This window comes from Pseudomonas sp. GW821-FHT09C08, from assembly GCF_059418125.1.
Map to the genome: position 1 here is coordinate 718,410 of NZ_JBWKPG010000003.1, position 24,259 is coordinate 742,668.

The following is a 24,259-nucleotide window of genomic DNA, read 5'->3' on the forward strand; positions in this document are numbered from 1 at the left end:
AACGGTCTCGTTATGGCACGGGGAATGTTTCGAGTGTAGACGGGCATTGCGGGGGAGGGGTGGTGCGGGGGCAGTTAATCTGTCGAGTTAAATCGGTACAAAACAAAACCCCCGGCCTGGGCCGGGGGTTCTGGTATCACTCGTCGAGGAAGGAGCGCAGATGCTCGCTTCGCGTCGGGTGGCGCAACTTGCGCAGCGCCTTGGCTTCGATCTGACGGATCCGCTCACGGGTCACGTCAAACTGCTTACCGACTTCCTCAAGGGTGTGGTCGGTATTCATGTCGATGCCGAAACGCATGCGCAGTACCTTGGCTTCACGGGCAGTGAGGCCGGACAGTACGTCGCGAGTCGCTTCTTTAAGGCTCTCAACGGTGGCGACATCGATTGGCGACTGCATGGTCGAGTCTTCGATGAAGTCACCCAGATGGGAGTCTTCGTCATCACCGATCGGGGTTTCCATGGAGATCGGCTCTTTAGCGATCTTCAATACCTTGCGGATCTTGTCCTCAGGCATTTCCATGCGTTCGCCCAGCTCTTCCGGGGTCGGTTCGCGACCCATTTCCTGCAACATCTGCCGGGAAATACGGTTGAGCTTGTTGATCGTCTCGATCATGTGCACCGGAATACGGATGGTGCGGGCCTGGTCGGCGATCGAGCGAGTGATCGCCTGACGGATCCACCAGGTGGCATAGGTCGAGAACTTGTAGCCGCGACGGTATTCGAACTTGTCCACAGCCTTCATCAAGCCGATGTTGCCTTCCTGGATCAGATCGAGGAATTGCAGGCCACGGTTGGTGTACTTCTTGGCGATGGAGATCACCAGACGCAAGTTCGCTTCAACCATCTCTTTCTTCGCGCGGCGGGCCTTGGCCTCACCGATCGACATGCGACGGTTGATGTCCTTGATCTCGGCAATCGTCAGACCGGTTTCGGTCTCAAGCGCGGTCAGCTTCTGCTGGCAACGGATGATGTCGGGCTGCAGGCGACCAATGGCTTCGGCGTATTTCGCCTTGCCCTTGGCCAGTGCATCGGTCCAGCTTTCGTCAACTTCGTTGCCCGGGAACTGGCGCAGGAAGTCGGCACGCGGCATGCGTGCATCACGCACACACAGCTGCATGATTGCGCGTTCTTGTGCACGCAGACGCTCAAGGGCGCTGCGAACACGCTCAACCAGGCCTTCGAATTGCTTCGGTACCAGCTTGATCGGCATGAACAGCTCAGCCAGGGCCAGCAGCTCGGCAATTGCCTGCTTGTTGGCGCGACCGTGCTTTTTCAGGGCCTTGCGGGTGATTTCCATTTGATCGGAAACCGCACCGAAACGCTGGGCAGCAATGATCGGGTCCGGACCGCTTTCGACTTCATCTTCGTCATCGCCGCTGGCTTCAGCGTCGTCGTCTTCGGAATCGTCGTCGGCTTTCGCGGCCTTGGCATCGACAGGCGGTGGTACCTCGGCGGCAGGCGGCGCAATGCCGTCGTCCGGATCGATATAACCGCTGAGGACGTCGGACAGGCGGCCACCTTCGGTGGTGACGCGAGTGTACTCGGAGAGAATGTGGTCAACCGTGCCTGGGAAGTGCGCGATTGCGCCCATCACTTCACGGATACCCTCTTCGATACGCTTGGCGATTTCGATTTCGCCTTCACGTGTCAGCAACTCGACGGTACCCATTTCACGCATATACATGCGCACAGGGTCAGTCGTGCGACCGATGTCGGTCTCCACCGCGGCCAGCGCGGCAGCGGCTTCTTCAGCGGCTGCCTCGTCGGTATCGGCGTCGGCCAACATAAGGGCGTCCGCATCCGGAGCACTCTCGTGTACGGGGATCCCCATGTCGTTAATCATGCGGATGATGTCTTCCACCTGCTCTGGATCTGAAATATCCTCAGGCAGGTGATCGTTGACCTCTGCGTAAGTCAGATACTTCTGCTCACGACCAAGGGTGATCAACTCTTTGATACGAGACTGCTGTTGCGCTTTTCCGGACATAACACCCTATCCACTGAAGGTCTTGGCGGGCAAAAAACAAGCCGAGGATTATACCCGAGCTATGACCTCACACGCCAGCTGAGGTCGGGTTTGATGCGGAAACATTCTGTTTTAAGAGGTCGCGCATCTGTTTTGCTATCTGAATTTGCTCTTCAGCCGACAATCCCGGCTGCCTTGCTCTCTTGATCAGTTCATCGAGGGTCTGCGTGTGCTGACCCGCGGATAACCTAGTAATGGTGTCTAAAAACTGTTGTTCAAGGTTATCGCCGTCAATTAGCCACTCCTTTTCCGCGAGGGCTTTCAACAAGCGGCCTTGTTCGGTTCCATGCCAACGAGCCATCAGCTGAATAGAGTTTAGCTTAGGATTTTTCTGCACGGCTTCGATCAGGGCGATCAGCACCTGAGCGTAAGTGTTGCTCTCGTTGGCAAAATGTTCGGCACTTTCAACCTTGCCCGCCAGTTGCGGGTGGTGGATAAGCGTGCGCAGGGCAATCAACGTCGGTGCCTCTACGGCAACCGGCGTGCGCGGGGCGTAGGTTTCGTCGCGATCACCGCGCTTGCCGTTCTTGCTCCAGGGCTTCTTGTCCCATTTCTTGCCGCCGGCGCCGGGTTTTTTCGGCGTCCATTCCTGCTGTGGCGCGTAGGCCTCCTGCGGTTGATGGAAATCCGAATAGTCCGGCATGGCGTCGTAATCCATGCCTGGGTCGTAGGCAGGCGGCGCGTCCTGCGGGGCGTTGTGCACCAGCTGGCTGACGGCTTCACCGCTCAATCCGGTGATTTCGAGCAGGCGCATGCGCATCAGCGATTTCAGGTTCGCGCCTGGGACTTTGTCGATCAGCGGCGCAGCGAGGGTAGCCATGTGGGCCTTGCCTTCAAGCGAGCGTGGATCGGCTTCTTCGGTCAGTTGCTGGAAGAAGTAGTCGGCCAGCGGCTGCGCATGTTGGTTGATGCGCGCGCGGAACGCGTCGGTGCCTTCGGAGCGGACCAGGGTGTCCGGGTCTTCGCCTTCGGGCAAAAACAGGAAGCGAGCGCGGCGCCCGTCCTGCAGGCTCGACAGCGTGGCCTCGAGGGCGCGCCAGGCGGCGTTGCGGCCGGCCTGGTCGCCGTCGAAGCAGAACAATACGCTGGGCACCACGCGAAACAGGCGCTTCATGTGTTCTTCGCTGGTCGCGGTGCCAAGGGTGGCTACCGCATTGCGCAGGCCTTGCTGAGCCAGCGCGATCACGTCCATGTAGCCTTCAACCACAATGATTTCATCGAGGTTGCGGTTGTTCTTGCGCGCCTCGAACAGCCCGTACAGCTCCTGGCCCTTGTGAAACACCGGGGTTTCCGGGGAGTTCAGGTATTTGGGCTTGTCGTCACCCAACACGCGGCCGCCGAAGGCGATGATGCGGCCCCGACTGTCGCGGATCGGAAACATCACGCGGTCGCGGAAACGGTCATAGCGCTTGCCGGTCTCGGCGTTTTCCACCAGCAGGCCGGCATCGATCATGGCTTTTTGCTGCAGGGTGTCGCTGCTCAGGTGCTTGTAGAGGTTGTCCCAGCCCGGCGGGGCGAAACCGAGGCCGAAGTCACGGGCGATTTCACCGGTGAGTCCGCGACCCTTGAGGTAGTCGACGGCGGCCTTGCGCTGCGGATGGCTTTTAAGCGCCTGACGATAGAAGTCGGCAGCGGCCGTCAGCAGCGGGTACAGCGGCGAATCGGTAGGCTGGCGCGGTTTGTGCGCACGTCCACTTTCCTCGCGGGGGATTTCCATGCCGGCGGCTTTGGCCAGTTCCTCGACGGCCTGGGGGAAGTCCAGGTTGTCGTGGTCCATGATGAAGCCGAGGGCGTTGCCGCCGGCGCCGCAGCCGAAGCAGTAGTAGAACTGCTTGTCAGGGCTGACGCTGAACGAGGGGGTCTTTTCTTTGTGGAACGGGCAGCAGGCGGTGTAGTTCTTGCCGGCCTTCTTCATTTGCACGCGCGAGCTGACAACATCGACGATGTCGGTGCGGTTCAGAAGGTCGTCAATAAAGCTCTGGGGAATCAGCCCGGCCATGGCGTTCTCGTCATCACTGCGTGTAAATGAGGGCCCGTGAAGTGTTCAAGCGCGCGTATCGAGTGCTCGAGCATCTAGCGTCTGCATGGGGTGTACGGAAGTGTATCTGCCGAATATTCACTGACGTTAGTTTCTAATCAGTCTTCGGTGTGGAAATGTTGCCCTGACGCCCGGTATTGGCCAACGGTGGGCCTCGGAAACGCCTTGATGGGCACAGTCGATCCAGTTGATCGCCTGTTTATGGAATAAGTGTGCTCGTCAGTAGCCTTGTTAGGCTCGTCAGAAGAGACGTGCACCGCTGGCAGAAGAGCCAGTCCTGACGTGTGAAGCAGTGTCTCGGTCGCGTGTGCGGCGTCGACGGTGAAGCATCAAGCGATATCCGCAAATGCCAACAGCCCGGCTGAGGGCCGGGCTTGGCAGAAGCTTGCTACGAACGTCTGTGTATTAGTACAGACGAACGGCGCGGCGCTGCTCGCGCTGAACTTTCTTGGCGTGACGCTTAACAGCGGCTGCTGCTTTACGCTTACGCTCAGAAGTTGGCTTCTCGTAAAATTCGCGGCTACGAACTTCAGCCAGAACACCGGCTTTTTCGCAGGAGCGCTTGAAACGACGCAGAGCTACGTCGAAGGGTTCGTTCTCTTTTACTTTGACGGCTGGCATCCAGAGCTACCTTCTTTCATTACCGGGATCAACGTTCTCGTCGCAAAAAATTCGCGGCTGAGGTCGTCGGTTTTTAAGGGTTGCGGATGTTAACCCCTCATTGCCCGGAATGCAAAGCCTCTGATCGAAAACCGCTAGTCGGGAGGGGGAGTGGCGACTATTATGCGCGCCTTCGAATTCAGCCTCTACAAGGCGCAAACCCATGCTAGTACTGGGACTTGAAACCTCCTGCGACGAAACCGGTGTCGCACTTTACGACAGTGAACGCGGGCTCCTGGCCGATGCGCTGTTCAGTCAGATCGACCTGCACCGCGCTTATGGCGGCGTGGTGCCCGAGCTCGCCAGCCGTGATCACGTCAAGCGCATGCTGCCGTTGATTCGCCAGGTGCTGGACGAAGCCGGTTGCGTGCCGACCGAGATCGACGCCATTGCCTACACCGCTGGCCCCGGATTGGTCGGAGCCCTGCTGGTTGGGGCCTCTTGCGCCCAGGCGCTGGCCTTCGCCTGGGGGATTCCGGCCCTGGGTGTGCACCACATGGAAGGCCATTTATTGGCGCCGATGCTGGAAAAAACACCGCCGCAGTTCCCGTTCGTCGCTTTGTTGGTTTCCGGCGGTCATACGCAGCTGGTCCAGGTCGACGGGATCGGCCAATACACGTTGTTGGGCGAGTCGCTGGATGACGCTGCCGGTGAAGCATTCGACAAGACCGCGAAGATGATGGGGCTCAATTATCCCGGTGGTCCGGAAATCGCCCGGCTCGCCGAAAAGGGCGTGCCGGGCCGCTACACCTTCCCGCGCCCGATGTGCGATCGGCCGGGCCTGATGTTCAGCTTCAGCGGCTTGAAAACCTCGGCGCTGAACACCTGGCAGCAGAGCGTCAGCGCCGGGGACGACAGTGAGCAAGCCCGTTGCGACATCGCGCTGGCGTTCCAGCAGGCCGTGGTGGAGACTTTGACCATCAAGTGCAAGCGTGCCCTGAAACAGGCTGGCATGAAGCGCCTGGTGATCGCAGGCGGCGTCAGCGCCAACAAGGCCTTGCGCGCTTCGCTGGAAAAAATGCTCGGTGACATGAAGGGCGATGTGTTCTACGCGCGGCCGGAGTTCTGCACCGACAACGGCGCGATGATCGCCTACGCCGGTTGCCAGCGCCTGCAGGCCGGGCAACATGAAAGCCTGGCGATCAGCGTGCAGGCACGTTGGCCGATGGAGCAGTTGTCACCGCTGTGAGGTGCAGCGTGGGCCGGGCGCATCGGGGGGTATTTAAAAATGCCGTTCGCGCCCGGCAAACAGGTCGCGTAAATTGCCCCGGTGGCGCCAGACGATCAGCAGCGTCAACACGCTCATCGGCAGCAGCGCTGCCGGTTCCTGCCAGGCCAGCAACGGCAGGGTGAGCGGGGTGGCGATCAATGCGGCCAGTGAGCTGGTGCGGGTCAGGTAGAACGTCAGCAGCCAGGCCAGCACGGCCAGCAACGCCGCGGGAGGGTAAATCCCCAGCAGCATGCCGGCTGCCGTCGCGACCCCTTTGCCGCCGCGGAAGCGGAAGTACAGCGGAAACAGATGGCCCAGGACGGCGCACACGCCCACCCAGGCCTGCTGCTGCAGGGACAGGCCGGCAGCATTGGCGATCAGTACGGGCAAGAGGCCCTTGCAGACGTCGCCGAGCAACGTCAGGACGGCAAGTTTCTTGCCCGCCAGGCGCAACATATTGGTGGCGCCGGCATTGCCTGAGCCACTCATTCGCGGGTCGGGATTTCCCGTCAGGCGGCTGAGCAAAATGGCAAAGGACAGCGAGCCGAGCAGGTAGGCGAGAATCGCCAGTGACCAAAACATGCTAACTATTCCGGGCGAGGACGCCCTGATTCTAACGGGGCATCGCGCCCTTGTCGTGCTGCGGAGAAGAGTGCTTGGACAGAGTGTTTATCGAAGGCCTGGAAGTCGACACCGTGATCGGGGCCTACGACTGGGAGCGTGGCATTCGCCAATGTCTGCGCCTGGACCTGAGTTTTGCCTGGGACAATCGCCCGGCGGCTGCGGGTGACGACCTGACCCTGGCCCTGGATTACGCCAGCGTGTCCGCGCGTATCCAGGCCTTTGCCGAGCAGTCCCAGTACCAACTGGTGGAAACCTTCGCCGAGCGCCTGGCCGAAGTGCTGATGAGTGAGTTCCAGATTCCCTGGCTGCACCTCAAGTTGACCAAGCCGGGAGCCGTGCCGGCTGCCAAGGGCGTGGGCGTGGAGATCGAGCGCGGATGTCGCTAACTCAGGTTTACCTTGGTCTCGGTAGCAATATCGAGCGCGAGCCGCGTTTGCACGCAGGCCTGGATGCCCTGGCGAGCTTTTTGACGGATATGCGCTGCTCGGCGGTGTTCGAAAGCCAGCCGGTGGGCATCAAGAGCGGGCCCTTCTTCAATCTGGTGGTGTCGGGCTATACTGACCTGCCGTTGATGGAGCTGGACCGTCGGCTCAAGTTCATCGAGGCCGATAACGGTCGCTATGCGCCAGACCGCAAGGGCCTGCCGCTGGACATCGACGTGCTGCTGTATGGCGAACTGGTGGGCAATTTCGACGGTTTGATCCTGCCGCGTGCGGAGATCCTGAAGAATGCGTTTGTGCTGTGGCCGCTGTCGTTGATGGCGCCGGAGCGTGTGCACCCTGAGGTGGGCAAGACCCTGGCTGAGCTGTGGCGCGATGCACAGATCGACCAGGTGCTGGCCCCGGTCGCATTTGAGTGGCAAGGCCAGCAACTGACGCCGAACACACTCCTGTAGAAGTCCGGCTTGCCGGCGATAGCGACCGCGGATACGCGATCGCCGGCAAGCCGACTGCTACAGGGCGTGGTGTTCCTTGTAGATTTTTAATGCCTTGAGCCGTTCGCGCTTGAGTGCCTCGCCCAACTCCGGGCCTTTGAAACCCTTCTCCAGCAAGGGCGCGACTGCAACTTCGCGCGCGACCTTGGCCGCGCCGCGCAAATAATCCGCCTGTGGATAACTCCTTTGCTCCAGGCCTTTACGGCCTCGCGCGTCCATCTCACAACTCACCACAAACTCTTCAAAGCGCTGCGGCCGCCGGTAGACATCGAAACTCTGCAGCAAATCCAGCAGTGTCGAGACTTTGAGCTCCAGCGCGCGATGACCATGGGTGTGATACTGGCCGACCAGCAGTGCCAATTCCTGGCAGTCCCTGGGCACTTTGAAGCGCTCGTTGACCGCCTTGATCAGCTTCAAGCCACGGTGTTCGTGGGCAATATGCTGTGGCAACTTATCCACAGGCGTTAATCCCTTGCCCAGGTCATGCAGCAGGCAGGCCCAGCGCACGGTCAGCGGCTGTTGGTGCAAGGCGGCCTGCTGCAGCACGCTCAAGGTGTGTACGCCGGTGTCGATCTCGGGATGATGGGCTGCGGGCTGTGGCACGCCGAACAGTGCGTCCACTTCCGGCATCAATGTTTTCAGCGCGTTGCAGTCGCGCAGGACCTGGATAAAGACCTGTGGCTGATCTTCCATCAGTGCGCGGGAGATTTCTTTCCAGCTGCGCTCTGGCGTGAGGGCCTCCAGTTCACCGGATTCGCTGAGCTGACGCATCAGTTCCAGGGTCTCAGGTGCGACGGTGAAGCCCAGGTGTGCGTAGCGCGCGGCAAAGCGGGCAACACGCAGGACACGCAGGGGATCTTCGGCGAACGCAGGGGAAACGTGGCGCAAGATGCGCGCTTCAAGATCGCGTTGGCCGTGGTAAGGGTCGGTCAGGCTGCCGTCGTCGTCTTCGGCCATGGCGTTGATGGTCAGGTCGCGGCGGATCAGGTCTTCTTCCAGCGTGACCTCGGGGCTGGCGTGGAATACAAAACCACCATAACCCCTGCCGCTCTTGCGTTCAGTGCGGGCCAGGGCGTATTCATCGCCGTTTTTCGGGTCCAGGAATACCGGAAAGTCAGCACCCACCGGCTTGTAGCCCTTGGCGAGCATCTCTTCGGTCGTTGCACCGACGACGACACGGTCGATATCGGTGACTTCGATGCCCAGCAGGCGGTCCCGTACGGCGCCGCCGACTTTGTAGATTTTCATGAAAAAGCCTCCATTAGCGGCACAGGATACCGCCTGTGCCTGACCAATGGAGGCTTTGCTGTTTCAGAGATGAACGACGGCCAGGTCCAGGCGGCCGTAGTCGTTGTCGTTGTGATCGCTGCGCGGCGGCACGTGGTGGGTTTTCATCACCTGATCGCCCTGCAGGGTCTCCAGGTGGATGTCGAACCCCCACAGCCGGTGCAGGTGCTTGAGCACTTCCTCGGTGGATTCACCCAGCGGTTTGCGGTCGTGCTGCTGATGACGCAGGGTCAGCGAGCGGTCGCCACGTACGTCGATACTGTAGATCTGCACATTGGGTTCTCGGTTGCCCAGGTTGTACTGCGCCGCCAGGGTTTCGCGGATCACGCGATACCCGGGTTCGTCATGGATGGCTGGTACCACCAGGTCATCCTTGAGGTCGTCATCCAGAATACTGAACAGCTTGAGATCGCGAATAACCTGAGGCGACAGGTACTGCAGGATGAAACTCTCGTCCTTGAAGCTGCTCATGGCGAACTTGATGGTCGAGAGCCAGTCACTGCCGGCGATCTCCGGGAACCAGCGGCGATCCTCCTCAGTGGGGTGTTCGCACATGCGCCGGATGTCGCGGTACATGGCAAACCCCAGGGCATACGGGTTGATGCCGCTGTAGTACGGGCTGTCAAAGCCCGGCTGGAACACCACGCTGGTGTGGGACGTGAGGAACTCCATCATGAAGCCGTCAGTGACTAGGCCTTCGTCGTACAGGTCGTTCATCAAGGTGTAGTGCCAGAACGTCGCCCAGCCTTCGTTCATCACCTGGGTCTGGCGCTGTGGATAAAAATACTGGGCGATCTTGCGCACGATGCGCACGATTTCCCGTTGCCATGGCTCCAGCAGCGGCGCGTGTTTTTCCAGGAAGTACAGGATGTTTTCCTGAGGTTCGGCGGGGAAGCGTGCATTGTCCTTGTCGTTGTTTTTGCCGGCCTTTTTAGGAATGGTGCGCCACAGGTCATTGATCTGCTTCTGCAGATGCTCCTCGCGCTCCTTCTGGCGCAGGCGTTCTTCCTCGGCGGAAATCGGATAAGGGCGTTTGTAGCGGTCAACGCCGTAGTTCATCAGGGCGTGGCAGGAGTCGAGCAGGTCTTCCACCGCGTCGATGCCGTGGCGTTCCTCACACTGCATGATGTACTGCTTGGCGAATACCAGGTAATCGATGATCGAGCTGGCGTCGGTCCAGGTGCGGAACAGGTAGTTGCCCTTGAAGAAGCTGTTGTGGCCGTAGCAGGCGTGTGCCACCACCAACGCCTGCATGCAGATGGTATTTTCTTCCATCAGGTAGGCGATGCACGGGTCGGAGTTGATCACGATCTCGTAGGCAAGGCCCATCTGCCCGCGGGTGTAGGACTTCTCGGTGCTGAGGAAGTGTTTGCCGTAGGACCAGTGGTGGTAACCCAGAGGCATGCCGACAGAGGCGTAGGCATCCATCATCTGTTCGGCGGTGATCACTTCGATCTGGTTGGGGTAGGTGTCCAGGGCATAACCCGCCGCGATGCGGCTGATTTCCCGGTCATAGGCCTGGATCAGTTCGAAGGTCCATTCAGACCCCGTGGAAATGGGTTGGCGCTTATGCTCTTTTTTGGCGGTCATGTCACTAACCTGCGCTGGAAGAGTTCACGGAAGACCGGGTAGATATCGCCGGCCGAGACCAGTTGCTGTTGCGCGAATGTATCGGCAAAGGCTTCGCCGATGCGCTCGTATTCGAACCACAGGGCCTGGTGCTCACGGGGGGTGATCTCGACGTACGTGTAGTACTGCACGTACGGCATGATCTGGTTGATCAGGATGTCGCGGCAGATCGGTGAATCGTCGTTCCAGTTGTCGCCGTCGGAAGCCTGGGCGGCGTAGATGTTCCACTCGTTGGCCGGGTAGCGTTCGGCCATGATCTCCTGCATCAGCTTCAGGGCGCTGGAGACGATGGTGCCGCCGGTTTCCCGTGAGTAGAAGAACTCTTCCTCGTCGACTTCCCGGGCGCTGGTGTGATGACGGATAAACACCACGTCGATCTTGTCGTAGTTCCGCTTCAGGAACAGGTACAGCAGGATGAAGAACCGCTTGGCGATGTCCTTGGTTGCCTGGGTCATGGAGCCGGACACGTCCATCAGGCAGAACATCACGGCCTTGGAGCTGGGGTTGGGCTGCTTGACCAGCAGGTTGTACTTGAGGTCGAACGTGTCGAGAAACGGCACGCGATGGATACGCGCGCTGAGTTTTTCGATTTCGGCCTCCATTTCCTGAATATCGCCGAAGTTGTCCGGTTCTTCGCGTTTCAAGCGTGCCAGTTCTTCCTTGGCTTCCTTCAGTTTGGCGCGGCTGCTGCCGGACAGGGCGATACGCCGGGCGTGGGCCGAGCGCAGGGTACGAATGATGTTGATCCGGGACGGGTTGCCCTCGTTGCTGATCCCGGCGCGTACGGTCTTGTAGGTATCGGTGCCGGTCAGGTTGCGCTTGACCAGGTTGGGCAGCTCCAGGTCGTCGAACATGAACTCAAGGAATTCTTCCTGGGTGATCTGGAACACGAACTCATCCATGCCTTCGCCGGAATTGCCGGCCTTGCCAGGACCCTTGCCGCCGCCACCGCCCTGGGGGCGCTGGATATGTTCGCCGGTGGTGAATTCCTTGTTGCCGGGATGCACGACGGTCTGTTTGCCGCCCCGGCCATGGTGAAGCACCGGTTCGTCGATGTCCCTTCCGGGAATGCTGATCTGTTCGCCATGCTCCATGTCGGTGATGGAGCGGCGGCTGACGGCCTCTTCAACGGCCTTTTTGATGTGGTCACGGTAACGCCGCAGGAAACGCTGGCGGTTTACCGTGCTCTTGTTCTTGCCATTGAGGCGTCGGTCGATCACATAGCTCATGGGGAGCCCTCCGGGCAGCTTCACGTTACAAGCTTCAAGCCGCGAGCTGGAAGCTTAGAGACAAGCGGTCAGCTGCCAGGCCAAAGACCTGGCAGCGCACGCCTGCCGCTGCCTTACTGCGATTTACGGACTCGCAGGTACCACTCGGAGAGCAGCCGTACCTGTTTGTCGGTGTAGCCACGCTCGACCATTCGTGTGACGAAGTCGTTGTGTTTTTGCTGATCCTCCTTGCTGGCCTTGGCATTGAAGCTGATGACCGGCAGCAGATCCTCGGTGTTGGAGAACATTTTCTTCTCGATGACCACCCGCAGTTTCTCGTAGCTGAGCCAGGTGGGGTTCTTGCCGTTGTTGTTGGCGCGGGCGCGCAACACGAAGTTGACGATCTCGTTGCGGAAATCCTTCGGATTGCTGATGCCGGCGGGTTTTTCGATTTTTTCCAGTTCCTCGTTGAGGGCCACGCGATTGAGGATTTCGCCGGTTTCCGGGTCGCGGTATTCCTGGTCCTGGATCCAGAAGTCGGCGTACAGCACGTAGCGGTCGAAAATGTTCTGGCCGTATTCGCTGTAGGACTCCAGGTAAGCCGTCTGGATTTCCTTGCCAATGAACTCGATGTAGCGCGGTGCCAGGTATTCCTTGAGGAAGCGCAGGTAGCGCTCGCGGGTTTCGGCCTGAAATTGTTCCTGTTCGATCTGCTGCTCCAGCACATACAGCAAGTGCACCGGGTTGGCGGCAATCTCATGGGGGTCGAAGTTGAAGACCTTGGACAGGATCTTGAACGCGAAACGTGTCGACAGGCCGTTCATGCCCTCATCCACACCTGCCGTGTCGCGGTATTCCTGGATCGACTTGGCCTTGGGATCGGTGTCCTTGAGGTTTTCGCCGTCGTATACGCGCATCTTCGAATAGATATTCGAGTTCTCCGGCTCCTTGAGGCGCGACAGCACGGTGAACTGGGCGAGCATCTTCAGGGTGTCGGGTGCGCAATGCGCCTTGGCCAGGGAGCTGTTGAACAGCAGCTTGTCGTAGATCTTGATCTCATCGCTGACGCGCAGGCAGTACGGCACCTTGACGATATAGATCCGGTCGATGAAGGCCTCGTTGTTCTTGTTGTTGCGGAAGGTGTGCCATTCCGATTCGTTGGAGTGGGCCAGCAGGATCCCGGTGAACGGAATCGCGCCGAGGCCTTCGGTACTGTTGTAGTTGCCTTCCTGGGTGGCGGTGAGCAATGGGTGCAGCACCTTGATCGGCGCCTTGAACATCTCCACGAACTCCATCAGGCCCTGGTTGGCCCGGCACAGTGCGCCCGAGTAGCTATAGGCGTCGGCGTCGTTCTGTGGGAATTCTTCCAGTTTGCGGATATCGACCTTGCCGACCAGCGCCGAGATGTCCTGGTTGTTCTCGTCGCCAGGTTCGGTCTTGGCCACGCCGATCTGGTTGAGGATCGATGGGTAGAGTTTCACGACGCGGAACTGGCTGATGTCGCCGCCGAACTCGGCCAGGCGCTTGGTGGCCCAGGGCGACATGATGGTGTTGAGGTAGCGGCGTGGGATGCCGAAGTCTTCTTCGAGGATCGCGCCATCTTCCGTGGCGTTGAACAGGCCCAGGGGCGACTCGAAGACCGGTGAGCCCTTGATTGCGTAGAAGGGCACCTTCTCGATCAGTTGTTTGAGTTTTTCGGCCAGGGACGATTTACCGCCGCCGACGGGGCCGAGCAGATAGAGGATCTGTTTCTTCTCCTCCAGGCCTTGGGCGGCGTGGCGGAAGTAGGAGACGATCTGGTCTATGCATTCTTCCATGCCGTGGAAGTCTTCAAAGGCCGGATAGCGGCGGATCACCTTGTTGGAGAATATTCGCGACAGGCGCGAATTGTTGGCGGTTTCCACCAGCTCCGGCTCGCCAATCGCCAATAGCAGGCGCTCGGCGGCAGACGCGTAGGTGCTGCGATCCTGTTTGCACAGCTCGAGATACTCTTGAAGCGTGAGTTCTTCCTGCTGTGTGGATGCGAAGCGTTGTTGGAAGTGGCTGAAAATACTCATGACGTCGTCACCTCGCTCGATACGTGGAGCCGACGCCGGATCAATCAGTCGATGCTGGCAGTCATTGACGAACGCCAATGGCCGTTTTCCCCCCAGAACACCCTGAAACGCTACCGATGACCCGCACGCCGGTGTACCGGCTCTCCCCTGATTCGGATGGCCTGCGCTTAAGGATAGTTCGGAATCGGAGAGGTCAAGGCGCGATGCGCAATTAGTTTGGCTGCGCCGTTCGTCAGAAGCGGCGCGAGCCCAAGCGTCACGCGGGGTAGCGGGGTGTGAAAAAAATTATTGCGAATCCCCTGAAGCAATTTCTGCAGGATACGTCGTACGCCACAGCTCAAAGCCACCGTCCAGGCTGTAGACGTCGGAGAAGCCCTGGCTGACCAGATAGGCGGCCGCGCTCTGGCTGGAGTTGCCGTGGTAGCAGGCCACGATCAGCGGCGCGTCGAGGTCGGCGGCGCGGATGAAATCGGCGATGTTGACGTTGTCCAGGTGCTGGGCACCGGTGATGTGACCTGCCACATACGTCGGCTGGTCACGGATGTCGACCACCACGGCACCTTGCTCGCGCAGGGCCTGGGCTTGTTCGGGAGGGATACGTTTGAATTCGCTCATGGCGGGCTCCTTGGGCATGGCGGCTGCGTCTAGCGCTTGGCGGCAGCCGGCAGTGTAACGGGAAGGGTGGATTGACACTGGCAGCCGTGGCGCTCGCCGGTGTCGATGTTCATCAGGGTCATGGTGCCGCCCCACACACAGCCGGTGTCGAGCGCGAACACGCCGGGCTCGTCGCATTTACCCTCAAGGGCGGCCCAGTGACCGAAGACAATCTGCGTGTCGCGGGTCTTGCGCTCTTTATGGGCGAACCAGGGCTTGTAGCCGGGCAGCGCGGTGTCGGCGCCTTCCTTGCTCTTGAGGTCCAGCTTGCCCTCGGCGGTGCAGAAGCGCATGCGGGTGAAGTAGTTGGTGATGACCCGCAGGCGGGTCACGCCGGTAAGGTCGTTGTCCCACTTCACTGGCTCATTGCCGTACATGCCGTCGAGGTAGGTGGTGTAGAGGGTGTCGTCAGCCAGCGCGGTCTCGACTTCGGCGGCGCACTTGAGGGCTTTCTTCAACGTCCACTGCGGCGGGATGCCAGCATGCACCATGGCCATGTTGCGGCCTTCGTCGTAATGCATGAGTTTTTGCCGACGCAGCCAGTCGAGCAATTCGGCCCGATCCGGGGCTTCGAGGATTTCGCGCAGGGTGTCGCCCTTTTTCAGGCGTTCGATGTTATTGCCGGCCGCCAGCAAGTGCAGATCGTGGTTGCCGAGTACGCACACCAGCGAGTCGCGCAGGCTATAGAGGTAGCGCAGCGTCTCCAGCGATTGCGGGCCACGATTGACCAGGTCACCCACCAGCCACAGGCGATCGTGCGCCGGGTCGAAGGCGACGCGCTCGAGCAGGCACTTGAGGGGCTCCAGGCAGCCTTGCAGGTCACCGACCGCGTACGTCGCCATCAGTGCAGGGCTCCCGGCACGGCGAGGCGAAAGGGCGCAATAACGGCGTCGAACAGTTGGCCGTCGGTGGCTTTCATCTGATACGAACCTTGCATGGTGCCGACCTTGGAGGTCATCACCGTGCCGCTGCTGTAGGTGTGGCTGGCGCCAATGTCGATCAACGGTTGCTGGCCGACCACCCCGGCGCCGCGCACTTCCTCGACCTGGCCGTCACCGTCGGTGATCACCCAGTGGCGTGACAGCAGCTTGGCCGGCACCAGCCCGTTGTTTTTCACCGTGATGGTGTAGGCAAAGGCGAAGCGGTTCTGTTCAGGTTGCGATTGGTCCGCCAGGAAGCGGGTGACGACGCTGACGTCGATCTGGTAGCGAGGATCGGACATGCAAGAGGCCTTAAAAGCAAAAGCGGAGGACAGCAGATGCGGATCAGTCTAGGCCAATAGGTGGGCACTAGGCCAGACATGCCGTCTGGCCGGGTGGGCACGCCCTTGTCAGAGCCGGCTTGTTGGCGATAGCGAGGTTGAGGGCGCCATCGCCGGCAAGCCGGCTGCTACGGGGTTATTCGACGGCGGGGGCGGGCTGAATGGCAAGCTGGTCCGCCAGGCGCACGAACGCCGCCAGGTCCAGTTGCTCGGGGCGCAGGCTGCCGTCGACGCGGGCGGCTTCGATTTCGGCGTTGCTCAGCAGCGCCTTGAGCGTGTTGCGCAGGGTCTTGCGGCGCTGGTTGAACGCTTCGCGCACCACGCGCTCGAGCAGCTTGTGATCCTTGGCCGGGTGCGGCAGCACGGCGTGCGGCACCAGGCGCACGATGGCTGAGTCAACCTTGGGCGGTGGATTGAACGCACCTGGACCGACGTTGAACAGATGTTCCACGCGGCAGTGGTACTGGACCATGATCGACAGGCGGCCCCAATCACCACCACCAGGCCCTGCAGCCAGGCGTTCGACCACTTCTTTCTGCAGCATGAAGTGCATGTCGCGGATGATCCCGGCGTTGTTCAGCAGGTGGAAAATCAGCGGTGTGGAGATGTTGTACGGCAGGTTGCCGACTACGCGCAGGCTGTTGGGCGCGGCATTGAGGGTGTTGAAGTCGAACTTCAGTGCGTCGCCCTGGTGCAGATTGAAGTTGGGCTTGCCAGCGAACTGCTGATTGAGGATCGGGATCAGGTCCTTGTCCAGTTCCACCACGTCCAGTTGGCCGCCGCTGGCCAACAGGCCTTGGGTCAGCGCGCCCTGGCCCGGGCCGATTTCCAGCAGGCGGTCTTCGGGCTTGGCATGGATGGAGCGCAGGATGCGGTCGATCACGCCAGCGTCGTGCAGGAAGTTTTGCCCGAAGCGCTTGCGCGCCCGGTGTTGGTAATGCTCGGTCATATACGGGTCTCGGCCATCTGATAGGCGGTTTCCAGAGCCACGTGCAGGCTGCCGGTATCGATCTTGCCGCTGCCTGCCAGGTCCAGGGCAGTGCCATGGTCGACGGAGGTGCGGATGATCGGCAGGCCCAGTGTCACGTTGACTGCGGCGCCGAAGCCTTTGTATTTCAGCACGGGCAGCCCCTGGTCATGGTACATCGCCAGCACTGCATCGCAGTGCTCCAGATATTTGGGGGTAAACAGAGTGTCTGCAGGCAGCGGGCCGCGCAGGTCCATGCCTTCTTGGCGCATACGCTCCAGGGTTGGTTCGATGATGTCGATTTCTTCATGGCCCAAATGGCCGCCTTCACCGGCGTGGGGATTGAGCCCACAAACCAGGATGCGCGGTTGGGCAATGCCGAATTTATGTTGCAGGTCGGCGTGCAGGATGCGTGTTACGCGTTCGACACGTTCAACGGTGATGGCGTCGGCGATCTCGCGCAGCGGCAGGTGCGTGGTCACCAGGGCGACCCGCAGGCCGCGCGTGGCCAACATCATCACGACTTGTTCGGTGTGCGTCAGCTCGGCAAGGAATTCGGTGTGGCCGGAAAAGGCGATACCGGATTCGTTGATCACGCCCTTGTGCACCGGCGCGGTGATCATGCCGGCGAAGTCGCCGTCGATGCAGCCCTGGCCAGCACGTGTCAGGGTTTGCAGGACAAAGGCCGCATTGGCCTTGTCCAGCTGCCCGGCCACGACCTTGGCTGCAAGCGGGGTGTCCCACACGTACAGGCTGCCGGCAGGAGCAGGCAGGTCAGGCCAGTTGCCCGGCGCCACGTCCAGCAGATTGACCGCCACACCCAGCTGCGCGGCCCGCTCAAGGAGCAGGTCACGGCTGGTAATGGCAATCAGGGGGTGTGGCTGGGGTTGCGAGGCGAGCAGCAGGCACAGGTCTGGACCAATGCCGGCCGGCTCGCCGGGTGTCACCGCGAAACGCTGGGGTTTCACTGGGCTGCCTGGTCGGTGCCTGTTTGCTCGGCGCCTGGCAGCTTGTTCTCTACATAAGCTTCGTCACGAATCTGACGCAGCCAGGTTTGCAGCTCTTCGTCGTATTTGCGGTTACGCAGTACGTTCAGTGCTTGTTGCTCGCGGGCCTGACTGGTGTTGTCGGTGGCGCGACGGCCAAGGACTTCCAGTACGTGCCAGCCATATTGGGTCTTGAACGGCTTGGACAGCACGCCTTGTGGCGTCTCGGCCATCACCTGCTGGAACTCCGGCACCAGGGCCTTCGGGTCGATCCAGTTCAAGTCGCCGCCGTTGAGGGCAGAACCCGGGTCTTCCGAGAAGCTCTTGGCCAGGGTGGCGAAGTCTTCACCGCTTTCGATGCGGTCATAGATCTTCTGGGCCAGTTCCTTGGTTTGCGCTTCGCTGCGGATTTCGCTTGGTTTGACCAGGATATGACGAACATGCACTTCGTCCTTCAGCGAGGTCTCGCCGCCACGTTTTTCCAGGAGCTTGAGGATGATGAAGCCACCCGGCGTGCGTGCAGGCTGGGTGATGCCACCGACTTCCATCACGCTCAGCTCGCGGTCGAACGGAGGTGGCAATTGAGCAGCTTTACGCCAGCCCATGTCACCGCCTTCGAGGGCGTTGTCGCTGCCCGACTGGGCGATCGCCATTTGGGCGAAGTCGGCACCGGCCTTCAGGCGATCATAGATAGCCTGGGTCTTGGCCGCGGCGGCATTCAGCTGCTCGGATGTGGCGCTGTCAGGCGTGGCGATCAGGATGTTGGCCAGGTGCAGCTCTTCGGACAGCTGCATCTTGCCCAGGTCCGACGCCAGGAAGTTCTTCACTTCCTGCTCGGACACCTGAACGCGTTCGGCCACACGACGCTGGCGCACACGGCTGATGATCATTTCACGACGGATCTGGTCACGGGCGTCCTCATAGGACAAACCATCGTGGGCCAGGGCCGCGCGGAACTGGTCAATGCTCATGTTGTTGCGCTGGGCAATGGTGCCCACGGCCTGGTTCAGTTCTTCATCCGAAATACGGATGCCGGAACGGTCGCCGATCTGCAGTTGCAGGTTCTCGACGATCAGGCGCTCAAGTACCTGCTGATCCAGGACGCTGGTAGGCGGCACGCCACCGCCACGCTTGGCGATGGTTTGCTGGACTTCCTTGACGCGCTGGTCCAGTTGGCTCTGCATGATCACGTCGTTATCGACGATGGCCACTACTTTATCCAGTTCTTGAACCGCAGCGTGAGCCGATGCGGTACCCAGGAACAGCGCGCCCAGCACTAGCGGGCGCAGACAATCAGAAAGCTTGGTCTTCACGTTCACGATAACCTTCAATGCCTTTGTCGAGGAAGCTCTCTACCTTGGCGCCGGTCAGGCCGCCGAGTCCTTTGAGGACGATTTGCAGGAAGAGCCCGTGGTCACCCTTTTCGTTAAGCGGGGCGATCTGGCTGTATTCGTCGTTGGAAACCCAGTAACGGTTGATCAAGCGCAGTTTCCAGCAGCAGTTGTCGTACTCGAAACCACCGAAGGCTTCCAGGGTACGGTTGCGAGCGTAGTCATACTGCCAGCGGGTGATCAGGTTCCACTGTGGAATGATCGGCCACATCATCGAGAAGTCGTGTTGCTGGATTTTGTAGTAATCCTTCACGAAGTTCGGATCGCCTGGCTGGCCATAGTCACCACCGAACTGCCATTTGCCGGTCAGCTGGTTGTAGACGACCTGGTCGTTACGATAGCGATAGCCGACGTTGATGATCTTGTTCGGGTTGTCTTCCGGCTGGTAGTGGAGCATCGCGCTGCCGGAACGAGGACTGTGATTCTCGGTGTCCCAGTTGTAGTCGGCAGTGGCGCGCCAGTCGCGGTTGAAGCGGAACTCGTAGTCCAGGGCGATTGGCGAGACATCGGACTGTGCGTCGGCACGGTCGGAAGCCAGGATGCCCGGCAGTTGCACTTCACGATCCTTGAAGTACAGCGCCTGGCCCACGGATACGCGCTGACGCTCGAAGCCGTTGTCTTCGATCCAGCGGCTGGTCAAGCCCAGGGACAGCTTGTTCTCGTCGCCGATACGGTCGGAGCCGCTGAAGCGGTTGTCGCGGAACAGCGACGCGTAGCTGAACGAGTACTCGCTGGTGTCAAACACCGGGATATCGCTCTGGTCCTTGTTCGGTACGTACAGGTAGAACGCACGCGGCTCAAGGGTCTGGCGATAGTCTTTGCCGAACCAGTTGGTGTTGCGATCGAAGTACAGGCCGCTGTCGATGCTGGCCACCGGAAGCGCACGGTCCTGGGAGCTCTTGAAGGTGCCGCCCGCGTACGGGTTGGCAGCGGTGGCTGCAGCCTGATCAGCAACGATCTGGTTCTTGCCGATGTTGTCCAGGTCCAGGTCGTACTTGGTGTAGACGTACTTGAGCTTCGGCGTCACGAAGCCGTAGGTCCAGTTCATCGGGTATTCGACGGCGGGCGCTACGTTCAGGCGAGTACCGTTTGCACGGGTCAGGCCACGAACATAGGTGTCCAGGCGCGGTTCAATCTCGCCGTCTTCGTTGGTGAAGCTACCGTTTTCCAGGTCGCGGTCGAAGCGGACGGCTTCGGTCTCGTAGCTGAAGTTCAAGCCACCTGGATGGTACGGCAGGGTACCGTTGAAGGTGATCTGCGGCAGGCGGTCATACGGGGTGACCTGGGAAATCGTGGCCAACTGGTAGGCCTGCAGGTTCAGACGTGCCTGGAAGGTGTCGCCGCGATAAGTGACGGAACCCTGCTGGTTGACGTAGTCCTGGCTCTCGACACCTTCCTGGTAGGACTTGAGGTCCTGGAAGTAGTAAGGATCGCTGATCGTGGTGTAGTCGACCTGGGTCAGTACACGCGAATCCAGCCCGCCCTTGTGTTGCCAGTTGAGCATGTAGCGGGTTTTTTCGTAATCGGTCTGGCGTTTGCGTTCGTCGTTGTCGTCGTTCAGGTACGCGCCGCCGACCTGGCCTTCGCTGGACTTGGTGAGGTAGCGGAACTCGCCTTCCATCATCAGGCCGCGCTTGGTCATGTATTGCGGGTACAACGTGGCGTCATAGTTGGGCGCCAGGTTGAAGTAGTACGGCGTTACCAAGGTAAAGCCGGTTTCGCTGCCGCTGCTGAAGCTTGGTGGCAGGAAGCCGGATTGACGACGGTCGTCGATCGGGAAATAGATGTACGGGGTGTACAGGATCGGGATGTTCTTGACCCGCAACGTCGCGTTGGTAGCCGTACCGAAGCCGGTGGCCGGGTTCAACGTGATGTTGTTGCCCTTGAGCTGCCAGGCGTTGCTGTCTGGCTCGCACGTGGTGTACGTACCGTCCTTGAGACGGATGATCGCGTTTTCGGCACGCTTGGCGTACAGCGCGTTGCCGCGGATGCGCGACTTGTGCAGCACGTACTCGGCGTTGTCGATCTGCGCCGCGCCGGTGTCCAGCTGGACCTCGGCGTGGTCGCCGACGATCAGGGCACCGTTGTCGCGCATGCGCACGTTGCCGTTCAGCTCGCCGCGGTTTTCAGCCTGGTACAGGCTGGCTTCCTCGGACTCCAGCTGCATGCTGCCCTGGCGCATGACGACGTCACCGGCCAGGGTCGCGACCTGTTGTTCCTGCTCGTAGCGAGAGGCCTTGGCACCGATGAAGGTGGGTGCATCGCTCTTGTTCGTCTTGTCGTTCATGCCAGGACGAATCGGCTCGATGTACGCACCGCCGCAGTAAGGACCGGTTTCGGCCAACTGGGCTGCGGTCAGCTTGTCGCGCGGTACCCAGTCCAGGTGGCTGTAGTCGGCGCTGCGCGAACGCAGGCCACGGCCCTTGGCTTCGGTAACCAGTGCGGTCTTAGGCTCGGCATCGGCTTTGCCACCGGTATCGGCCTGAGCCGTACTGTTGGCCGAGCTGACGGCAGCGCCGTCATGCACCGGGCGCGGTGGTAGAGGGGCAGCGGCGGTTTTCGGCGCGCAATCCCAGGCACCCGAAGCAGAGACTGAGCAGTCATACTGTTCCGCGGCGACCACGAATGAGGTGGCGAAGGGTTGCATGGCCAGCAGACTGCCGGTTACCAGCAACGGAAATTTTCTACGAAACGCGGGGGATTTCAATGCCATCTTATTAGTCCGGGCTTCCTGCGTGCCATCTGCCCGCGGTGTGGGCCGCACGCCTCTCGATGGTCTGAAAAAGATGCGTGATAATAAAGCATGACCCGCTTGACGGCTAGCGCCGTCGGAGACCCTTGTAATGCCCGAGCAAGATCTACGTTTACAACAGCTGGAAGTCTGGCTGGATGAGCAGTTGCCGATCCTTTTCAACGCTCAAGGCTGGGGTGCCGTACCCCCGGCCACATTGACCGCGGCCAGCAGCGACGCGAGTTTCAGGCGGTATTTCCGGTGGGAAGGGGGTGGTCGCACGTTCGTCGTGATGGACGCTCCACCCCCCCAGGAAAACTGCAAACCTTTCGTCGATATCGCTCATTTGCTCGCGAAGTCCGGCATAAATGTTCCAAAAATTTATGCAGAAGATTTGTCGCGAGGCTTTCTTTTACTCAATGACCTGGGCAGAAAAACCTACCTGGACGTCATCGACGAGCAAAACGCCGACCGATTGTTCGCCGATGCCATCGATGCATTGCTGGCCTTTCAGCAGTTGCCGATGGATGCGCCGTTGCCCAGCTACGACGTCGCCTTGCTGCGCCGCGAGCTGGAATTGTTTCCGGAGTGGTACGTGCGCAGGCACCTGGGTATCGAGTTCGATACACAGCAGCAAGCGCTCTGGCAGCGCGTCAGTGATCGGCTGATCGACAGCGCCCTGGCGCAGCCCAAAGTGCTGGTGCACCGCGACTATATGCCACGCAACCTGATGATCAGCGAGCCGAACCCCGGCGTGCTGGATTTCCAGGACGCGGTCTACGGCCCGGTCACCTACGACATCACCTGCCTGTTCAAGGATGCATTCCTCAGTTGGCCCCAGGCCCGCGTGCGGGAATGGCAACGCGGCTATTGGCAGCGCGCGGGGCAGGCCGGCATTGCGGTGCAGGCGGATTTCGACGAGTTCCTGCGCGCCAGCGACCTGATGGGCGTCCAGCGTCACCTCAAGGTTATCGGCATCTTCGCGCGCATTTGCCATCGCGACGGCAAGCCGCGCTACCTGGCCGACGTGCCGCGCTTCTTTGCTTATATAGAAGCAGTGCTGGCCGAGCGTGCCGAGTTGAGCGAACTGGCTGAGTTGCTGACCAGCCTGCGCCAGCCCGCCGAGGCCAGCGTATGAAGGCGATGATCCTGGCGGCGGGCAAAGGCGAGCGCATGCGCCCGCTCACCTTGCACACGCCCAAGCCGCTGGTGCAGGCCGGTGGCAAGCGCCTGATCGAATATCACCTGGAGGCGCTGGCCAAGGCCGGCTTCACCGATATCGTGATCAACCATGCCTGGCTGGGCCAGCAGATCGAAAGCTACCTGGGCGACGGCGCGCAATTTGGCTTGCGCATCCGCTACTCCCCGGAAGGCGAGCCGCTGGAAACCGGCGGCGGGATTTTCCAGGCCTTGCCGCTGCTGGGGGATGAACCCTTCCTGGTGGTCAATGGTGATATCTGGACCGACTACGACTTCACCCGGCTGCGCCAACCGCTGCAGGGCCTGGCGCATCTGGTGATGGTCGACAACCCGGCGCATCACCCCTCGGGCGGTGATTTCTACCTTGATCAAGGCGTGCTTCATGATGCGGCGCCCGGTGCCGATAACCTGACCTTCAGTGGCATTTCAGTGCTCGACCCGAAATTGTTCGAGGGTTGCAGCGCCGGTGCCTTCAAGCTGGCGCCGCTGCTGCGCGCGGCGATGGCCAAAGGTTTGGTGACGGGGGAACACATGGCGGGACGCTGGATTGATGTCGGCACGCTGGAGCGCCTGGCGCAAGTCGAAACCCTGCTGACAGCGGGGCAGTAGCATGTTGTGGCCAGGGACGCTGATCGGCGCCGGGGCTGGCTTTGCCATTGCCAGCATTCCGGGGGCCTTGTTGGGTGCGCTGTTGGGGCAGGCGCTGGACCGCCGCCTGCAACTGCAAAGCTGGGCACAGTTGCGCGAGCGCCTGGGCGGGCGCCCGGCGTTGCGCAATGATGAATTATTGTTCGTGCTGCTGGGGCGCCTGGCCAAGAGCAATGGTCGCGTGGTGGACGGGCATATCCAGCAGGCGCGTCAGGAGATGCGTTCGCTGGACATGACCGACTCGGCCCAGCGCCGGGCGATCGCGGCGTTCAATCGCGGCAAATCCGGGTCTGACCGTGTGCGCACCTACCTGCGTGTGCTCAAGGCTCAGCCGCATGCGGCCGAAGGTGTGTTGCGTGCGTGCTGGCGGATGGTCTGGGCGGACGGCCGGGCGGATGACGCCGAGCGTGACCTGATCGACCTGTGGGGCAAGTGGCTGGGCTGGACGCCGCAGCAACTGCAGGCACTGGCCGCGGACTACACGCCGGAGCGCAAGCCATTGGTCAATCGCGGTGGCAGTTATCAGGACGCGCTGCGTTTGCTTGGCGTGACCTCCACCAGCGAGCCGTCGGTGATCAAGCGCGCCTACCGCCGCCTGCTCAGCCGCCACCACCCGGACAAGATTGCCGGCAGTGGCGCAACCCCCGCGCAAGTGCGTGAGGCCACCGAGCGCACCCGCGAATTGCACAGCGCCTATGCGTTGATTCGCGAGCGCCGGGATTTCCGTTAAGTCACGCGATGTGAGTGT

At 60.7% G+C, this 24,259-nt stretch carries 21 protein-coding genes; 6 read left to right on the forward strand and 15 right to left on the reverse strand.

Annotated elements, in window-relative coordinates; all coding sequences use genetic code 11:
- Positions 1-136: 136 nt before the first annotated feature.
- From rpoD to rpsU, 3 genes are all read right to left on the reverse strand, one after another.
- Positions 137-1,987 (reverse strand): RNA polymerase sigma factor RpoD, encoded by a 1,851-nt coding sequence (gene rpoD, locus AC07OJ_RS14355; protein ID WP_065904657.1) that lies wholly within the window; start codon positions 1,985-1,987, stop codon positions 137-139.
- Positions 1,988-2,054: 67 nt separating this feature from the next.
- A complete protein-coding gene (dnaG, locus tag AC07OJ_RS14360; protein ID WP_495094699.1) occupies positions 2,055-4,025 on the reverse strand; it encodes a DNA primase in 1,971 nt (656 codons plus the stop codon).
- Positions 4,026-4,469: 444 nt separating this feature from the next.
- Positions 4,470-4,685: a 30S ribosomal protein S21 gene (gene rpsU / locus AC07OJ_RS14365; protein WP_002551877.1), complete on the reverse strand. Its 216-nt coding sequence runs from the start codon at positions 4,683-4,685 to the stop codon at positions 4,470-4,472.
- A gap of 202 nt (positions 4,686-4,887) precedes the next feature.
- Here rpsU and tsaD point away from each other — a divergent pair, with 202 nt between their 5' ends.
- Positions 4,888-5,913 carry a tRNA (adenosine(37)-N6)-threonylcarbamoyltransferase complex transferase subunit TsaD gene (tsaD, locus tag AC07OJ_RS14370; protein ID WP_065904654.1) on the forward strand — a complete coding sequence of 342 codons (1,026 nt, stop codon included), beginning with the start codon at positions 4,888-4,890 and terminating at the stop codon, positions 5,911-5,913.
- Between the two features lie 33 nt (positions 5,914-5,946).
- On the opposite strand, the gene plsY is transcribed toward tsaD, so the two are convergent.
- Positions 5,947-6,516, reverse strand: coding sequence for a glycerol-3-phosphate 1-O-acyltransferase PlsY (plsY, locus tag AC07OJ_RS14375; RefSeq protein ID WP_065904651.1), 570 nt, complete (start codon positions 6,514-6,516; stop codon positions 5,947-5,949).
- Between the two features lie 74 nt (positions 6,517-6,590).
- Here plsY and folB point away from each other — a divergent pair, with 74 nt between their 5' ends.
- Entirely contained in the window at positions 6,591-6,944 is a 354-nt protein-coding gene (folB, locus tag AC07OJ_RS14380; RefSeq protein WP_015886183.1) for a dihydroneopterin aldolase, read from the forward strand.
- Positions 6,935-7,453 carry a 2-amino-4-hydroxy-6-hydroxymethyldihydropteridine diphosphokinase gene (gene folK / locus AC07OJ_RS14385; RefSeq protein ID WP_065904649.1) on the forward strand — a complete coding sequence of 173 codons (519 nt, stop codon included), beginning with the start codon at positions 6,935-6,937 and terminating at the stop codon, positions 7,451-7,453. Before folB ends, folK begins: the two co-directional genes overlap by 10 nt.
- Positions 7,454-7,510: 57 nt before the next feature.
- Here the strand turns inward: folK and AC07OJ_RS14390 are convergent, their stop codons facing one another.
- The 11 genes from AC07OJ_RS14390 to AC07OJ_RS14440 form a co-directional block, all read right to left on the reverse strand.
- Positions 7,511-8,740 (reverse strand): multifunctional CCA addition/repair protein, encoded by a 1,230-nt coding sequence (locus tag AC07OJ_RS14390; protein WP_495094700.1) that lies wholly within the window; start codon positions 8,738-8,740, stop codon positions 7,511-7,513.
- A gap of 63 nt (positions 8,741-8,803) precedes the next feature.
- Positions 8,804-10,369 carry a SpoVR family protein gene (locus AC07OJ_RS14395; RefSeq protein ID WP_065904645.1) on the reverse strand — a complete coding sequence of 522 codons (1,566 nt, stop codon included), beginning with the start codon at positions 10,367-10,369 and terminating at the stop codon, positions 8,804-8,806.
- Positions 10,366-11,637, reverse strand: coding sequence for a YeaH/YhbH family protein (locus AC07OJ_RS14400; RefSeq protein WP_495094701.1), 1,272 nt, complete (start codon positions 11,635-11,637; stop codon positions 10,366-10,368). Before AC07OJ_RS14400 ends, AC07OJ_RS14395 begins: the two co-directional genes overlap by 4 nt.
- Before the next feature lie 113 nt (positions 11,638-11,750).
- Positions 11,751-13,673 (reverse strand): PrkA family serine protein kinase, encoded by a 1,923-nt coding sequence (locus tag AC07OJ_RS14405; RefSeq protein WP_003194732.1) that lies wholly within the window; start codon positions 13,671-13,673, stop codon positions 11,751-11,753.
- Between the two features lie 285 nt (positions 13,674-13,958).
- The gene (gene glpE, locus AC07OJ_RS14410; protein WP_065904641.1) at positions 13,959-14,288 is read right to left on the reverse strand and encodes a thiosulfate sulfurtransferase GlpE; all 330 of its coding nucleotides are present in this window, start codon (positions 14,286-14,288) and stop codon (positions 13,959-13,961) included.
- Positions 14,289-14,317: 29 nt separating this feature from the next.
- On the reverse strand, positions 14,318-15,169 hold the full coding sequence (locus AC07OJ_RS14415) for a symmetrical bis(5'-nucleosyl)-tetraphosphatase (protein ID WP_495006407.1): 852 nt from the start codon (positions 15,167-15,169) through the stop codon (positions 14,318-14,320).
- Complete coding sequence (gene apaG, locus AC07OJ_RS14420) at positions 15,169-15,549, reverse strand: Co2+/Mg2+ efflux facilitator ApaG/CorD (protein WP_065904636.1); 381 nt, start codon at positions 15,547-15,549, stop codon at positions 15,169-15,171. The genes AC07OJ_RS14415 and apaG overlap by 1 nt, the downstream gene beginning before the upstream one ends.
- 175 nt (positions 15,550-15,724) lie before the next feature.
- Positions 15,725-16,537, reverse strand: coding sequence for a 16S rRNA (adenine(1518)-N(6)/adenine(1519)-N(6))-dimethyltransferase RsmA (rsmA, locus tag AC07OJ_RS14425; protein WP_495094702.1), 813 nt, complete (start codon positions 16,535-16,537; stop codon positions 15,725-15,727).
- Positions 16,534-17,523, reverse strand: coding sequence for a 4-hydroxythreonine-4-phosphate dehydrogenase PdxA (gene pdxA, locus AC07OJ_RS14430; protein ID WP_495094703.1), 990 nt, complete (start codon positions 17,521-17,523; stop codon positions 16,534-16,536). Before pdxA ends, rsmA begins: the two co-directional genes overlap by 4 nt.
- Positions 17,520-18,860 carry a peptidylprolyl isomerase gene (locus AC07OJ_RS14435; RefSeq protein WP_495094704.1) on the reverse strand — a complete coding sequence of 447 codons (1,341 nt, stop codon included), beginning with the start codon at positions 18,858-18,860 and terminating at the stop codon, positions 17,520-17,522. The genes pdxA and AC07OJ_RS14435 overlap by 4 nt, the downstream gene beginning before the upstream one ends.
- Positions 18,835-21,645: an LPS-assembly protein LptD gene (locus AC07OJ_RS14440; protein WP_495094705.1), complete on the reverse strand. Its 2,811-nt coding sequence runs from the start codon at positions 21,643-21,645 to the stop codon at positions 18,835-18,837. Before AC07OJ_RS14440 ends, AC07OJ_RS14435 begins: the two co-directional genes overlap by 26 nt.
- A 130-nt stretch (positions 21,646-21,775) precedes the next feature.
- On the opposite strand from AC07OJ_RS14440, the gene AC07OJ_RS14445 reads away from it, so the two are divergent.
- From AC07OJ_RS14445 to AC07OJ_RS14455, 3 genes are read left to right on the forward strand one after another with little or no spacing between them, the layout of a single operon-like run.
- Positions 21,776-22,801 (forward strand): aminoglycoside phosphotransferase family protein, encoded by a 1,026-nt coding sequence (locus tag AC07OJ_RS14445; RefSeq protein ID WP_065904623.1) that lies wholly within the window; start codon positions 21,776-21,778, stop codon positions 22,799-22,801.
- Positions 22,798-23,472, forward strand: coding sequence for an N-acetylmuramate alpha-1-phosphate uridylyltransferase MurU (gene murU / locus AC07OJ_RS14450; protein WP_495094706.1), 675 nt, complete (start codon positions 22,798-22,800; stop codon positions 23,470-23,472). Before AC07OJ_RS14445 ends, murU begins: the two co-directional genes overlap by 4 nt.
- A gap of 1 nt (position 23,473) precedes the next feature.
- On the forward strand, positions 23,474-24,241 hold the full coding sequence (locus AC07OJ_RS14455; RefSeq protein ID WP_106802477.1) for a TerB family tellurite resistance protein: 768 nt from the start codon (positions 23,474-23,476) through the stop codon (positions 24,239-24,241).
- Positions 24,242-24,259 lie beyond the last annotated feature (18 nt).